This window comes from Pseudomonas sp. B111 (assembly GCF_026428275.1).
Taxonomy (GTDB): domain Bacteria; phylum Pseudomonadota; class Gammaproteobacteria; order Pseudomonadales; family Pseudomonadaceae; genus Pseudomonas; species Pseudomonas aeruginosa.
Window position 1 is genome coordinate 2397913 of sequence record NZ_CP097857.1, and the last position, 13794, is coordinate 2411706.

Consider the following 13794-nt stretch of genomic DNA (forward strand, 5'->3'; position numbering starts at 1 on the left):
CCTCGGGCTCAGGCCACGGCGGCGCGCCGGGCGGCCCTGGCCGGCAGGCGGTAGTGACTGGGCTGGCCGTTGATCTGCACCAGTTCGCCGCCGAGTTCCAGCACCTCGCTGCGCTTCATCAGCACGAAGCGGTCCTCGGTGTTCACCGCAACGCCGTGCCAGGGCGTCAGCCAGTCGTCGCGGGTCGGCATCATGTGGATGCCGAACTTCAGGCTGTCCGCCGGCTGCGGATGGATGGACAGGCGGATCGCGCGGGGGAACTGGTCGGCCAGCAGCGCGCCCCAGGCCCAGCTGCGCTGGATCACCCCGTAGGCGCGCTCCTTGGCGTCGCGTTGCAGGGCGGTCTTCGAGCCCTGGTAGTCGGGGGTCAGGCCGTCCTCGTAGAGGAAGCGGGTGATGGCGCGGTACAGCAGCAGGCCTTCTTCGCTGGCCAGCAGGGTCTCGCGGATGCTTTCCAGCGGCTCGGCGTAGCCGTCGATCAGCAACTGGCGGAGCTGCTCGTGGTTGTCGCGCTGGGCCTCGAAGGCGCGTACGTCCTCCAGGTTGAACACGCCGATATGGGTGGCGCCGATCTCCTCGATCATCAGGCGCAAGGCATCCTGGTAGGCGCTGATGTGCGCATCGCCGATCCTCACCAGGTCGCCGAACACCCGGCCGTCGGAGCAGACGGTGATCTTCGCGCCCGGTGCATAGAACAGCTGGATGCGCTGGCACAGGTGGTTGAGGAACGACAGCGACAGGCGCTCGGCCATGTCCGGACGGCTGTCGAGGACCTTGCCGGGGTTCGGCGACTTGGCCGGAAACGCCGGCAGGACGAACTCGATGGGCTCGCCGGCTTCGATGAAGGCGGCGATGCGCGGCAACTGGACCTGTTCGATGCGGCGGACCTCGTCCGCTTCGCTGGCGCTCTGGCGATGCTCGGGGTAACGGCGGCGATAGAGCAACAGTTCTTTCAATACGCGTGCGGGAAGGGTGTCTTCGGCGATGGCGTACATGCAGGTGTTTCCTCCTTGTGGGCGGATGCCGGCGGGGCCGGCAGCGGAAGGCGACATCCTGTGGACTCGCCGCCGGGGGATAAACCGGGGAAGGCCGGAAACACTGTTCGCTGAAGCTTGACGATGGGCGCCGGGCACGGGCGGGCCGCCGGCGTTGTCGCGTATCGCGGGGAGGGCTGAAGGAAGCGGCCGCCGGCGGGCGGCCGCAGGGCGGTCAGTCGGCGTTCTCGCCGCACAGGTCGAGGGCGAACCAGCGTTGCGCTTCGTCGCGTCCGAGGCCGGCGCCGAGCAGGCCGAAGAGCTTGCCCAGGGCCGCCTCGCGGGTCATTCCGCCAGCCGAGACCAGGCCGGCGTCGCGCAGGCGGCTGCCGGCGGCGTAGACGCCGAACTCGACCTGGCCGTAGGCGCACTGGCTGACCGCGGCGAGCAGCACGCCGCGGGCGTGGGCTTCGCGCAGCAGCGCCAGCAGCTCCTCGTCGTCGGACGGGCCGGTGCCGCTGCCATAGCATTCCAGCAGCAGCGCTTCCACGCCGCTGTCGAGCAGCCCGCGCAGGTGCGCGGCGCGCAGCCCTGGATAGAGCGGCAGCACGGCGAGGTTCACTTCCCGGCGCGGCTGGCGGTAGCCGAGCGCCGCAGGCACCGGCGCAGGCTCGGCGTGGCGCGGTCGCGGCAGTTCGGCGAAGGCGTCGAACGCATCGCTGCGCAGCTTGCTGACCCGCGCGCCGTGCAGCAGGGCATCGTTGAAATAGACCTGTACGCCGCGCGCGTGGCCCTCCTGGAGGACGCGCAGGGCGCCGACCAGGTTGTCCCAGGCATCGCTGCCCGGCGCGCCGGCCGGCAGCATGGAGCCGGTCAGCAGCACCGGGATCGGCAGGTCGAGGAGCAGGAAGGACAGCGCCGCGGCGCTGTAGGCCAGGGTGTCGGTGCCGTGCAGGAGCAGCACGCCGTCGTGGCCGGCGTCGAGCGCGGCGACGATGGCGTCGCGCATCGCCAGCCAGTTGCCCTGGGTCATGTTGGCGCTGTCCAGCGGCGGTTGCAGTTCGGCGAAGCGCCAGCGCAGGTCCGGGGCGTCGCCGAGGCTTTGCAGGTGGTCGCGCATGCGCGCTTCGAAGCCGCCGGCCGGGGCCAGGCCCTGCGGGGTCTGCAACATGCCGATGGTGCCGCCGGTGTAGAGCACGAAGAGGTTCTTGACTGGGAGCATCCGTAATCCTTGTGTCGGGCCTTTTCGCGACGGACGTGCGAAGAGGGGACGCCATTGTGGCGCAGGCGCCGCTCCAGGGGGAGGGCGCCTGCGCGAAACTCAGCGAGTGCCGCTCGGCAGCGGCTCGGCGTCCGCCTGCGCCGGGGGCTCGGCGTGCTGGCCGGCGGGCCAGGCTTCGCGGTCCAGGTCGAGGTCGGCGAACTGCGCCGAGTCGAACACCGGCTGCTTGATCCCGGCGCGACGCTGCACGTCATAGTCGCGCATCACCCGCAGGCCGACCTTGAACAGCAGGGCCAGGGCCATCAGGTTGACGAAGGCCAGGCAGGTCATGGTGATGTCGGCGAAGGCGAACACGGTGGACAGGTCCTGCACCGAGCCCCAGACCACCAGGGCCAGTACCAGCGCGCGGTAGCCGATCAGCACCAGGCGGTTGCGGCTGAGGAACTGCAGGCTGTTCTCGCCCAGGTAGAAGTTGTAGAGGATGCAGGTGAAGACGAACAGCGACAGGGCCACGCTGACGAACACCCGGCCCCAGTCGCCGACCACCGCGGCCAGGGAGTTCTGGGTGAGGACGATGCCGTCGCCTTCGAAGCCCGGGGTGTAGAAGCCCGAGAGCAGAATCAGCAGGGCGGTGCAGGTGCAGATCACGAAGGTGTCGAGGAACACGCTGAAGGCCTGGACCACGCCCTGCGCCGCCGGATGGCGCACGGCGGCGACCGCGGCGACGTTCGGCGCGCTGCCCAGGCCGGCCTCGTTGGCGAAGACGCCACGCTTGACGCCCATCACGATGGCGCTGCCGAGCAGGCCGCCGAACGCCGGGTCTAGGCCGAAGGCGCTCTTGACGATGGTTTCCAGCATTGCCGGGACGTGCTCGATCTGGCTGGCGATGACGTACAGGGTGACACCGATGTAGGCCAGGGTCTTGATCGGCACCAGCAGGTCGGAGACCGCGGCGATGCGCTTGATGCCGCCGATGAAGACCACGCCGAGCAGCACCGCCAGGGCGATCCCGGTGTGCTGCGGGGCGAAGCCGAAGGCGTTCTGCAGCGAATGGGTGACGGTGTAGGACTGCAGGCCGTTGAAGGCGAAGCCGTAGGTCACCAGCAGGAGTACCGCGAAGACCACCGCCATCGAGCGCAGCTTCAGGCCGTGCTGGATGTAGTAGGACGGGCCGCCGCGATACAGGCCGTCACCGTCGCTGCGCTTGTAGACCTGGGCCAGGGTGCATTCGAAGAAGCTGCTGGACATGCCGACCAGCGCGGTGACCCACATCCAGAACACCGCCCCCGGACCGCCGAGGGTCACGGCGATGCCGACCCCGGCGATGTTGCCGGCGCCGACCCGGCCGGCGAGGCTCAGCATCAGGGCCTGGAAGGAACTGAGCTGGCCGGCCTGGCCGCGCAGTGATTCCCTGAACACGCCGAACATGTGGCCGAAGTGGCGGAACTGGACGAAGCGCGAACGGATCGTGAAGTAGGCGCCCAGGCCGACGATCAGGACGATGAGGACTTTTCCGGAAAGGAAATCGTTGAGCATTTCAAGCATGGAGGTCTACCTCGGTTCTTATTCTGGTGTCGGCGTGCGCTGCGGCAGCGCCTTGGTGCGCGGCGCATGGTTGGCCATGACGCACCTGGTTACAATTTCGCGGGTTGCTCCTGCTTGATGCGACCTGATGCTAGAATCGCGTCCATAGCATCACTTTCGGAGCCGCCGATGTCCGAGCACCTGGGCGCCAATCTCAAGCTGCTTTGCAGCCATTACCGCTCGATTTCCGAGGTTTGCCGGCAATTGGCGATCAATCGCGCACAGTTCAACAAGTACCTCAGCGGCCAGAGCCAGCCGACGCCGTACAACCGCAAGCGGATCGGCGACTTCTTCGGCGTCGAGGACTACGAGCTGGGCTTGCCGCCCGAGCAGTTCGCCCGCCTGATCGGCGCCCGTGCCAGCGCCCAGCCGCGCCAGTCCAGCAACGACCCGCTGTTGCGGCTGCTGCAACCGCTGCGCGCCGAGGCCGGCGACCTGAGCCGCTACTGCGGCTACTACTTCGAATATGCCAACTGCATGTCGGTGCCAGGCAGCATCCTGCTCTCCCTGGTGCATCTCTACGAGGAAGACGGCGTGTTCCTCTTCGAGCGCCAGGAACGCCAGGAGCGCACCAGCAGTACCGACGTGCAGGCGGAGGAGTGGGCGCGCTGCCGCTACCTCGGCGCGGCCTTCCAGTTGCAGGACCGGGTGTTCCTGATCGACTACGAGTCGCTGACCCTCAACGAGATGAGCCAGACCATCCTCATTCCCAGTTTCAAGAGCCGTATCACCCGCCTGAACGGCCTGAAGATGGGCGTTTCCAGCGGTGACCGGCGGACCCCGGCATGCAGCCGGGTGGTCTGGGAGTACCTCGGTGCGGAAATCAACCGGATCAACGCCTACCGCCAGGTGCGCCTGTACCGCCCGGACGATCCGCGGATCGACGAGGATATTCGCCAGCGCCTGGCGGCGGGGAGCTTGCGGCATGGGTTGCTGGAGACGGAGTGAGGGGCGGGGGATCGCGCAGGGCGGTGAGACCTGCTGACGACCCGGTTCGCGGCCACGAAAAAAGCCCCCTTGCCCGACGGGCAAGGGGGTAATGTGCGCCGGTGGTTGGCCGGCTACCGAGGTTCGCGGGAATCAGATGTGCAGGGCGTGTCCCAGCGCGCGCAGGGCGGCTTCCTGGACCGCTTCGCCGAGGGTCGGATGGGCGTGGATGGTGCCGGCGATGTCTTCCAGGCGGGCGCCCATCTCCAGCGACTGGGCGAAGGCCGTGGACAGTTCCGAGACCGCCTTGCCCACCGCCTGCCAGCCGACGACCAGATGGTTGTCGCGACGCGCCACCACGCGGACGAAGCCTTCGTTGGCCTCCAGGGTCATGGCGCGGCCGTTGGCGGCGAACGGGAAGCTCGCCACCAGGCAGTCCAGGCCGGCATCCTTCGCCTGCTCCGGGGACAACCCGGCGACCACCACTTCCGGATCGGTGAAGCACACCGCGGGGATCGCCACCGGGGCGAACTGGCGACGCTTGCCGGCGATCAGCTCGGCGACCATCTCGCCCTGGGCCATGGCCCGGTGCGCGAGCATCGGCTCGCCGGCGAGATCGCCGATGGCCCAGACATTGCGCATCGAGGTGCGGCACTGGTCGTCGACCTTCACCGCCCGGCCGTTCATGTCCAGGCCCAGGCTTTCCAGGTTCCAGCCTTCGCTGCGCGGCTTGCGGCCGACCGCCACCAGTACCTGGTCGGCGACGATCTCGCGCTCCTCGCCGGCGCCGTCGCGGACCCGCACGCCGTTCTCGCTCGGGCCCAGCAGGCTGTGCCCGAGGTACAGCTCGACGCCCAGCTTGCGCAAGGCCTGGGCCACCGGCTTGGTCAGTTCTTCGTCGTAGCCCGGCAGGATGCGCGGTTGTGCTTCCACCACCGCCACCTCGACGCCGAGCTTGCGGTAGGCGGTGCCCAGCTCCAGGCCGATGTAGCCGCCGCCGACCACCACCAGGCGCTTGGGCAGGCTGCCGGGCGCCAGCGCCTCGGTGGAGGAGATCACCTTGCCGCCCAGCGGCAGGATCGGTAGCTCGACGCTCTGCGAGCCTGCGGCCAGCAGCAGGTGCTCGCACTCGATGCGCTGGCTGCTGCCGCCGGCGAGTTCGACCGCCACGCTTTTGCCATCGAGGATCCTCGCCCAGCCCTGGACGACATCGACCCCGTGTTTCTTCAGCAGCGCGGCGACGCCGCTGGTGAGGCGGTCGACGATGGCGTCCTTCCATTCCACGGTGCGGGCGATGTCGATGCTCGGCGCCTGTACCTGGATGCCCAGCGCCGACCGGCCGGCATAGTGGCGGGCCTTGAGGTATTCCTCGGCGGCGTGGATCAGCGCCTTCGACGGGATGCAGCCGACGTTCAGGCAGGTGCCGCCGAGGGCGGCGCCCTCCACCAGTACGGTGGGAATGCCCAGTTGCCCGGCACGGATCGCCGCGACGTAGCCGCCGGGACCGCCGCCGACGATCAGCAGGGAAGTCTTCAGGATCTGGCTCATCGCTTACTCCAGGAACAGGGTGGCAGGATGTTCGAGCAGGCCGCGCACGGCCTGAATGAAGGCCGCCGCGTCCATCCCGTCGACCACCCGGTGGTCGAAGGAGGAGGAGAGGTTCATCATCTTGCGCACGACGATGTTGCCGCCGACCACCATCGGTCGCTCGACGATGCGGTTGACGCCGACGATGGCCACCTCCGGATGGTTGATCACCGGTGTGCTGACGATCCCGCCGAGCGCGCCGAGGCTGCTCAGGGTGATGGTCGAGCCGGACAGCTCCTGGCGTTGCGCCTTGCCGCTGCGCGCGGCTTCGGCCAGGCGCGCCACTTCGCTGGCGTTGCCCCAGAGGTCGCGCGATTCGGCGTGGCGCAGCACCGGCACCATCAGGCCGTTGTCGCTCTGGGTGGCGATGCCGACGTGCACCGCGCCGTAGCGGGTGACCACCTCGGCCTCGTCGTCGTAGCGCGCGTTCAACTGCGGGAAGTCGCGCAGCGCCACGACCATGGCGCGGACCAGGAACGGCAGCAGGGTCAGCTTGCCGCGCTGGCCACCCCATTTCTGGTTGAGATGGGCGCGCAGGGCTTCCAGGTCGGTGACGTCGATTTCCTCGACATAGCTGAAATGCGGGATGCGTCGCTTGGCGTCCTGCATCTTCTGGGCGATCTTGCGACGCAGGCCGATCACCGGCACCGCCTGCTCGTCGTGTCGCTCGGCATACCCTTGCGCGGCGCCGCCGCTGCGCGTGACGCTGCCATCCTGGGTCAGGTAGGCATCGAGGTCCTCGTGGAGGACGCGTCCGGCGGGACCGCTGCCTTGCACGAACTGCAATTCGATGCCCAGGTCGCGGGCGCGCTGGCGCACCGCGGGGGAGGCCAGCGGGCGTTCGCCGGGCTGGCGCCGCTGCCGTGGCGCCTCGCTGTCGCGCAAGGCGCGCGGCGCTTCGGCGGCGGCTTTCGGCGGCGCGACCGGGGTCTCCTTGGGTTTTTCCGGGGCGGCTGCGACGGGCGCGGCCGGCGTCGCCGCGGCCGGACTCTCGGCGAGGTTGCCGGCGCCTTCCACCTCCAGGCGGATCAGTTCGCCGCCCACCGCCATCACCTGGCCCGGCTGGCCGCCGAGGGCGAGGATGCGTCCGGCCACCGGCGAGGGAATCTCCACCGTGGCCTTGTCGGTCATCACCTCAGCGAGAACCTGGTCTTCATTGACCGAGTCGCCGACCTGGACATGCCACTCCACCAGTTCGACCTCGGCGATGCCTTCCCCGATGTCCGGCATCTTGATCACATGGGTACCCATTCAGACCTCCATCACACGCTTGAATGCCGCGCCGACGCGCGCGGGGCCGGGGAAATACGCCCACTCCTGGGCATGCGGGTAGGGGGTGTCCCAACCGGTGACGCGCTCGATCGGCGCCTCCAGGTGGTGGAAGCAGTGCTCCTGCACCAGCGACATCAGCTCGGCGCCGAACCCGCAGGTGCGGGTCGCCTCGTGGGCGATGACGCAGCGGCCGGTCTTCTTCACCGAGGCGACGATGGTTTCCAGGTCCAGCGGCCAGAGGCTGCGCAGGTCGATGATCTCGGCGTCCAGGCCGGTCTCGTCGGCTGCGGCCTGGGCCACGTAGACCATGGTGCCGTAGGTCAGCACGGTCAGCGCCGCGCCGGGGCGGACGATCGCCGCCTTGTCCAGCGGCACCTTGTAGTAGCCGTCCGGCACCTGGCTGGCCGGATGCTTGGACCAGGGCGTCACCGGGCGGTCGTGGTGGCCATCGAACGGGCCGTTGTAGAGGCGCTTGGGCTCGAGGAAGATCACCGGGTCGTCGTTCTCGATGCAGGCGATCAGCAGGCCCTTGGCGTCGTAGGGGTTGGACGGCATCACCGTGCGCAGGCCGCAGACCTGGGTGAACATCGCCTCCGGGCTCTGGCTGTGCGTTTGCCCGCCGTAGATGCCGCCGCCACAGGGCATGCGTACGGTCATCGGCACGATGAAGTCGCCGGCCGAGCGATAGCGCAGGCGCGCCGCCTCGGAGATCAACTGGTCGGAGGCCGGGTAGACGTAGTCGGCGAACTGGATCTCCACCACCGGGCGCAGGCCGTAGGCGCCCATGCCGACCGCGGCGCCGATGATGCCGCTCTCGGAGATCGGCGCATCGAACACCCGCGAGGTGCCGTATTTCTTCTGCAGGCCTTCGGTGCAGCGGAACACGCCGCCGAAGTAGCCGACGTCCTGGCCGAATACCACCACGTCGTCGTCGCGCTCGAGCATGATGTCCATCGCCGAGCGCAGCGCCTGGATCATGGTCATGCTGGTGACCGTCTGGGCGTTCTCGTGTTGCGGGTTCATGGCATTCATACCCCGAGCTCCTGGCGTTGCCGGCGCAGGTGCTCCGGCAGTTCTGCATAGACGTCCTCGAACATGCTGGCGGCGCTCGGCACCCGGCCGTCGATCAGGGTGCCATGGCTCTCCGCCTGTTTCTGCGCGGCCAGTACTTCGGCTTCGAGGGCCTTGTGGGTGGCTTCGTGCTGTTCCTCCGACCAGATGCCGAGGCCGATCATGTGCCGCTTCAGGCGGGCGATCGGGTCGCCCAGCGGGAAGTTGGTCCAGTCGTCGGCGGGGCGGTACTTGGACGGGTCGTCCGAAGTCGAGTGCGGGCCGGCGCGGTAGGTGACCCATTCGATCAGGCTCGGCCCGAGGTTGCGCCGGGCGCGCTCGGCGGCCCACTCGGAGGCGGCGTAGACCGCCAGGAAGTCATTGCCGTCGACCCGCAGCGAGGCGATCCCGCAGCCCACGCCACGGTTGGCGAAGGTGGTGCCTTCGCCGCCGGCGATGGCCTGGAAGGTGGAGATCGCCCACTGGTTGTTGACCACGTTGAGGATTACCGGCGCGCGGTAGACATGGGCGAAGGTGAGGGCGGTGTGGAAGTCCGACTCGGCGGTGGCGCCGTCGCCGATCCAGGCCGAGGCGATGCGCGTGTCGCCCTTGATCGCCGAGGCCATGCCCCAGCCGACCGCCTGGATGAACTGGGTGGCGAGGTTGCCGGAGATGGAGAAGAAACCGGCCTCCTTGCTCGAGTACATGATCGGCAGCTGGCGGCCCTTGAGCGGGTCGGCCTCGTTGGAGAGAAGCTGGCAGATCATGTCCACCAGCGGGTATTCGCGGGTGATCAGGATGCCTTGCTGGCGATAGGTCGGAAAGCACATGTCGCCGTCGCGCAGGGCCAGGGTGTGGGCGGTGGCGATGGCTTCCTCGCCGAGGCACTGCATATAGAAGGAAAGCTTTTTCTGCCGTTGCGCGGTGAGCATGCGCGCGTCGAACAGACGGGTCTTGAGCATCGCCCGCATGCCGCGCAGCAGTTGTTCGTTGCTGAGCTGCGGATTCCAGGGACCGACGGCGTGGCCGTCGTCGTCGAGCACGCGTACCAGGCTGTAGGCCAGGTCGCTGGTCTCGGCGGGCTCGACATCCACCGGCGGCTTGCGTACCTCGCCGGCGGGGGACAGGTGCAGATAGGAAAAGTCGGTCTTGCAGCCAGGACGCCCGGTGGGCTCCGGGACATGCAGACGCAACGGCTCGTAATCACTCATGACAGGCCTCCGGCCCGGTCCGGGCCAAACGGTTGGAGAGATCAGAAACGGGCGAACGGCGCTCGAAGCGGCGGACTGGGCGGATGGCGGGTTCCCGTCCTGTGGGTGGGGGCGGGTTGCAGGCATGCCGGGGTACGGCAGGCGCGGTCGTACTGGGTGACGTCACTCATGGTGAGGCCCTCGGGTTTTGTTTTTGTAATTTCAGTATAGGCTTCGGGTGCTAGTTTTTTGCTCCAAATTGACTAAGGTATTCCGACAGTATTGGGTTGTTTGAACTACAAGAATCGCTGACAAGAGAAACAACGCACCATGGCTGAACTCGACCGCATCGACCTGAAAATCCTCCGCGCCCTGGCCGACGACGGCCGCCTGAGCTGGCGCGATCTCGCCCAGAAGGTCGGCCTGTCGCTGACGCCGACGCTGCGCCGGGTACGCCGCCTGGAAGAGGAACACTACATCCAGGGCTACTTCGCCCGGCTCGACGAGGAGCGCCTGTCCGGGGCGATGAGCGTGTTCGTCTCGGTGTCCCTGGAAAAGCAGACCGGCGACTACCTCGCTCGCTTCGAGGAACGCATCGTCGATGCGCCGCAGGTCATGAGCTGTTTCCAGATGACCGGCGATGCGGACTACATGCTGCGGGTTGTGGTCAAGGATCTCGCCGCCTACCAGGCGTTCCTCACCAATACCCTGACCTGCATTCCCGGCGTGGCTGGCATCAAGTCGGCCTTCGCGCTGAAGTCGGTGATGCTGCGCTCGGCCCCGCCGCTCTGAGCATAGACCCTGTCTATCTGCGTAACGTTACGCTATTCTGATTGCGTAACGTTACGCAGATGGAGGCGTTCATGAAAGCCAGCAAACCCGGGCCCAAGCCGAGCGGCAAGGCCAAGTCGGCCGCCCAGCGGATGCGCGAATACCGCGCGCGCAAGGCCGAAGAGGCCCTCGGCGCCGAGCATTCCGACAAGGAGCGCGAGCGGCAGATCCGCCGTGAGGCGCGCGCCGAACTCGAACGCGTGAAGCTGGAGCAGCAGCGCCGCGAACACACCCTGCGTAAGGAACTGGAAGCCTGCCAGACCGAGATTGGCCGCCTGCTCGGCCTGCTGCGCCGGCACGGCATCGATCCGCACCCGGGCAACTGATCAGCCGGGCGTGTCGAGGAAGGCCAGCAGGGTCGCTTCCTCGGCACTCAGCCAGCGGCGCTTGCGGGCGCGCCTGAGCTGGCCCAGTTGCCCGGCCTGGTAGGCCTCGATGATCGCCGGGTGGATGTAGCATTGCCGGCAGATCGCCACGCTGTTGCCCAATTCGGCGGCGACCTCCGCCACCACCGCGCCAAGCCCGTCGGCTTCGGCACGCCGCAGGCGCTCCAGCGCCAGCGCGCTGCCGGCCCAGGTACGGTAGTCCTTGGCGCTGAAGTCCTCGCCGGTATGCCGGCGCAGGTACTCGTTGATGTCGTGGGAGCCTATGCGGTGCGGCTGGCCGTCCTCGTCCAGGTACTGCAACAGGTCCTGGCCGGGCAGTTCCAGGCAGCGCCGCAGCACCCGCGCCAGGCGCGGATGCTCCAGGCTGACGTCGTGCTCGATGCCGCTCTTGCCCTTGAAGCGGAACCGGATGCGACTGCCGTTCACGTCGACGTGCCGGGTACGCAGGGTGGTCAGGCCGTAGGAGCGGTTGTCGCGGGCGTAGCGGTGGTTGCCGACGCGGATCAGGGTGGCGTCGAGCAGCGCCACCGCCAGGGCCACCACCTTGTCGCGACCGAGGCCGGGCAGGCGCAACTGGGCGTCGATGTGCCGGCGCAGCCCCGGCAGCGCCTGGCCGAAGCGCAGCAGGCGCTCGTACTTGTCGGCATCGCGTACCTCGCGCCAGCGCGGGTGGTAGCGGTACTGCTTGCGCCCACGGGCGTCGCGGCCGGTGGCCTGGAGATGGCCGTTGGGGTCGGGACAGATCCAGACCTCGCGATAGGCCGGCGGAATGGCCAGCTTGTCCAGCCGGCGGATTTCCTCGGCGTCGCCGATGCGCTGGCCGTTGGCGTCGAAATAGACGAAGCGCTTGCCCTGCCGGCGTCGACGGATGCCCGGCTGGCGGTCGTCGACGTAGCAGAGGCCGGCGGGCAGGGCGGGGATCTCCGGTGGCGCTGCGCTCATGCTTGGGTTCCGATGGAAAGCTTGCCTGTTTAGGCCGCTGCGCCCGCTGGAACGTTCAACCGCGCTGCGCTTGCTCCTGCTCGTAGCCGATGGCGCCGGCGATGTGGCGTCCGGCGATGTAGCCGAAGGTCAGCGCCGGTCCCAGGTTGATGCCGCCGGCGGGATAGTGTCCGGCGAACAGACTCGCCATGTCCGCGCCCGCCGCGTACAGGCCGGGGATCGGCTGGCCGCCGCCGTCCAGCACGCGGGCCTGGGCGTCGGTCTTCAGCCCGGCGAAGGTACCGAAGCAGCCGGGCTCGACCTGCACCGCGTAGTACGGTCCGCGTTCGATGGGGGCGACGCAGGGATTCGGCCCCGGATATGCCGGGTCGCCCTGTTTGCGGTTGAATGCCGTGCCGCCGCGGCCGAACTCTGGGTCGCGGCCCTCGCGGGCGTGGCGGTTGTATTCGGCGACGGTGGCGGCCAGGCCGGACGGGTCGATGCCGCAGCTCCTTGCCAACTGATCCAGGCTGGCCCCGCGCTTGAGATAGCCGCTGCGCAGGTGCGCGGCGATCGGCAGCGGCGCCGGACGCACGTAGCCGAGGCCGTAGCGGCGCAGGAAGCGCCGGTCGCAGACCAGCCAGGAGCGTGCCGGCTGCCCGGGCGGGGTGGCCTCGAGCAGGGCGGCGACATAGTCGTGGTAACCGTGCGCCTCATTGACGAAGCGCCTGCCGTTGGCCAGCACGCCGATCACCCCGGGCTTGCCGCGCTCGATGATGTGCGGGAAGTGCCCGGTCTCGCCATCGCCGTGGGGAACTCGCGAGACCGGCGCCCAGGCGATCGGCGAGCGCAGGTCGTCGGCCACACGGCCGCCGGCGCTTTCCCCCAGGCGCAAGCCGTCGCCGTTGCAGCCCGGCGGCGGCAGCGGCAGCAGAGTGTCCAGGGTGGGGGCCAGCTCGGCGCGGCGCTGCGGATCATGGGGAAAGCCGCCGCAGGCCAGGACCACGGCGCCTGCCTCGATGCGCAGGAGTCCCTCGGCGCTCTCGACCAGCGCGCCGACCACCTTGCCGTCACGCAGCAGCAGTTCGCGGGCTGGCGCCGATTCGATCAGGCGCACACCCAGGGCTTCGGCGGACTTGGCCAGGCGCGCTACCAGGGCCACGCCATTGACCAGGTGCATGGCGCGACCGTAGCGCAGCAGGTGCCAGAGGTGGCTGGAAAAGCGCCGGGCGACATGCAGGAAGGCTGGCAGCGAGCGGGTCAGGTCGAGGAAGGCGGCGAGGTCGGCACCGGCCATGATCGGCATGCCCATGAACGAGGTCTCCCGCAGGGTCTTGCGCAGGCGCGGCAGCAGCGGGCCCAGTTGTCGCGCGTCGTAGGGTGCGGCGACCAGCTGGTGGCCGCCCTCGGCGGCGCCCGGCGTGTCGCCATGCATGTCCGGGATGCCGTTGCCGTCGACGAACCGCAGGTGGGTGTGACGCTCGAAGAAGGCCACCATGTGCGGGCAGGCTTCGAGGAAGGCGTCGATCCGCGCGGCGTCGTAACGCTCGCCCAGTTCGTGGCGCAGGTAGGTACGCGGTTGCTCGATGTCCTCCTCGATACCGGCGCGACGCGCCAGCGGGTTGCGCGGCAACCAGGCCCAGCCGCCGGACCAGGCGCTGGCGCCGCCGAACACCGGGTCCTTCTCCACCAGGACTACCCGGCGCCCGTGCCAGGCCGCGGTCACCGCCGCCGCCAGCCCGGCGGCGCCGGAGCCGACGACCAGCACGTCACAGGTTAGCGGGGTGGTCTCGACGGCCGCAGAGGTCATGGCTTCTCCCTTTTTCAAGATTTCGGAACGATGTTCCATA

12 protein-coding genes are annotated in these 13794 nt (G+C 68.7%); 3 read left to right on the forward strand and 9 right to left on the reverse strand.

Annotated features, from left to right (window positions below):
- Positions 1–8: 8 nt before the first annotated feature.
- The 3 genes from pvcA to M6E97_RS11155 all read right to left on the reverse strand — a co-directional run bounded on the left by pvcA (position 9) and on the right by M6E97_RS11155 (position 3741).
- On the reverse strand, positions 9–995 hold the full coding sequence (gene pvcA, locus M6E97_RS11145; protein WP_003139453.1) for a paerucumarin biosynthesis protein PvcA: 987 nt from the start codon (positions 993–995) through the stop codon (positions 9–11).
- Positions 996–1209: 214 nt separating this feature from the next.
- Positions 1210–2196 carry an asparaginase gene (locus tag M6E97_RS11150; RefSeq protein WP_034005727.1) on the reverse strand — a complete coding sequence of 329 codons (987 nt, stop codon included), beginning with the start codon at positions 2194–2196 and terminating at the stop codon, positions 1210–1212.
- A gap of 99 nt (positions 2197–2295) precedes the next feature.
- A complete protein-coding gene (locus M6E97_RS11155; RefSeq protein WP_003089254.1) occupies positions 2296–3741 on the reverse strand; it encodes an alanine/glycine:cation symporter family protein in 1446 nt (481 codons plus the stop codon).
- 168 nt (positions 3742–3909) lie between these two features.
- On the opposite strand from M6E97_RS11155, the gene M6E97_RS11160 reads away from it, so the two are divergent.
- Positions 3910–4728 carry a Cro/Cl family transcriptional regulator gene (locus M6E97_RS11160; protein ID WP_009315780.1) on the forward strand — a complete coding sequence of 273 codons (819 nt, stop codon included), beginning with the start codon at positions 3910–3912 and terminating at the stop codon, positions 4726–4728.
- A gap of 132 nt (positions 4729–4860) precedes the next feature.
- Here M6E97_RS11160 and lpdA read toward each other — a convergent pair whose 3' ends face one another.
- Genes lpdA through M6E97_RS11180 form a run of 4 tightly spaced genes read right to left on the reverse strand, consistent with a single transcriptional unit; the run spans position 4861 to position 9827 of the window.
- The gene (lpdA, locus tag M6E97_RS11165; protein ID WP_034005726.1) at positions 4861–6255 is read right to left on the reverse strand and encodes a dihydrolipoyl dehydrogenase; all 1395 of its coding nucleotides are present in this window, start codon (positions 6253–6255) and stop codon (positions 4861–4863) included.
- Between the two features lie 3 nt (positions 6256–6258).
- The gene (locus tag M6E97_RS11170; RefSeq protein ID WP_014603816.1) at positions 6259–7545 is read right to left on the reverse strand and encodes a dihydrolipoamide acetyltransferase family protein; all 1287 of its coding nucleotides are present in this window, start codon (positions 7543–7545) and stop codon (positions 6259–6261) included.
- Positions 7546–8598, reverse strand: coding sequence for an alpha-ketoacid dehydrogenase subunit beta (locus M6E97_RS11175; protein ID WP_003089248.1), 1053 nt, complete (start codon positions 8596–8598; stop codon positions 7546–7548).
- Complete coding sequence (locus tag M6E97_RS11180) at positions 8595–9827, reverse strand: 3-methyl-2-oxobutanoate dehydrogenase (2-methylpropanoyl-transferring) subunit alpha (protein WP_003111886.1); 1233 nt, start codon at positions 9825–9827, stop codon at positions 8595–8597. Before M6E97_RS11180 ends, M6E97_RS11175 begins: the two co-directional genes overlap by 4 nt.
- A gap of 309 nt (positions 9828–10136) precedes the next feature.
- Between M6E97_RS11180 and M6E97_RS11185 the strand changes: the two genes are divergently transcribed.
- Together M6E97_RS11185 and M6E97_RS11190 are read left to right on the forward strand one after the other, a co-directional pair.
- Positions 10137–10598 carry an Lrp/AsnC family transcriptional regulator gene (locus tag M6E97_RS11185; RefSeq protein WP_003089245.1) on the forward strand — a complete coding sequence of 154 codons (462 nt, stop codon included), beginning with the start codon at positions 10137–10139 and terminating at the stop codon, positions 10596–10598.
- 71 nt (positions 10599–10669) lie between these two features.
- Positions 10670–10963 carry an inner centromere protein gene (locus M6E97_RS11190; RefSeq protein ID WP_003113727.1) on the forward strand — a complete coding sequence of 98 codons (294 nt, stop codon included), beginning with the start codon at positions 10670–10672 and terminating at the stop codon, positions 10961–10963.
- Here the strand turns inward: M6E97_RS11190 and M6E97_RS11195 are convergent, their stop codons facing one another.
- Positions 10964–11965 carry a DNA topoisomerase IB gene (locus M6E97_RS11195; protein ID WP_023091803.1) on the reverse strand — a complete coding sequence of 334 codons (1002 nt, stop codon included), beginning with the start codon at positions 11963–11965 and terminating at the stop codon, positions 10964–10966. It abuts the gene before it with no gap.
- 55 nt (positions 11966–12020) lie between these two features.
- On the reverse strand, positions 12021–13754 hold the full coding sequence (locus tag M6E97_RS11200) for an FAD-dependent oxidoreductase (protein ID WP_034005725.1): 1734 nt from the start codon (positions 13752–13754) through the stop codon (positions 12021–12023).
- Positions 13755–13794 lie beyond the last annotated feature (40 nt).

Coding starts and splice junctions, on each gene's coding strand:
- pvcA (WP_003139453.1), bottom strand. CDS start 995: ATGTACGCCATCGCCGAAGACACCCTTCCCGCACGCGTATTGAAAGAA.
- M6E97_RS11150 (WP_034005727.1), bottom strand. CDS start 2,196: ATGCTCCCAGTCAAGAACCTCTTCGTGCTCTACACCGGCGGCACCATC.
- M6E97_RS11155 (WP_003089254.1), bottom strand. CDS start 3,741: ATGCTTGAAATGCTCAACGATTTCCTTTCCGGAAAAGTCCTCATCGTC.
- M6E97_RS11160 (WP_009315780.1), top strand. CDS start 3,910: ATGTCCGAGCACCTGGGCGCCAATCTCAAGCTGCTTTGCAGCCATTAC.
- lpdA (WP_034005726.1), bottom strand. CDS start 6,255: ATGAGCCAGATCCTGAAGACTTCCCTGCTGATCGTCGGCGGCGGTCCC.
- M6E97_RS11170 (WP_014603816.1), bottom strand. CDS start 7,545: ATGGGTACCCATGTGATCAAGATGCCGGACATCGGGGAAGGCATCGCC.
- M6E97_RS11175 (WP_003089248.1), bottom strand. CDS start 8,598: ATGAATGCCATGAACCCGCAACACGAGAACGCCCAGACGGTCACCAGC.
- M6E97_RS11180 (WP_003111886.1), bottom strand. CDS start 9,827: ATGAGTGATTACGAGCCGTTGCGTCTGCATGTCCCGGAGCCCACCGGG.
- M6E97_RS11185 (WP_003089245.1), top strand. CDS start 10,137: ATGGCTGAACTCGACCGCATCGACCTGAAAATCCTCCGCGCCCTGGCC.
- M6E97_RS11190 (WP_003113727.1), top strand. CDS start 10,670: ATGAAAGCCAGCAAACCCGGGCCCAAGCCGAGCGGCAAGGCCAAGTCG.
- M6E97_RS11195 (WP_023091803.1), bottom strand. CDS start 11,965: ATGAGCGCAGCGCCACCGGAGATCCCCGCCCTGCCCGCCGGCCTCTGC.
- M6E97_RS11200 (WP_034005725.1), bottom strand. CDS start 13,754: ATGACCTCTGCGGCCGTCGAGACCACCCCGCTAACCTGTGACGTGCTG.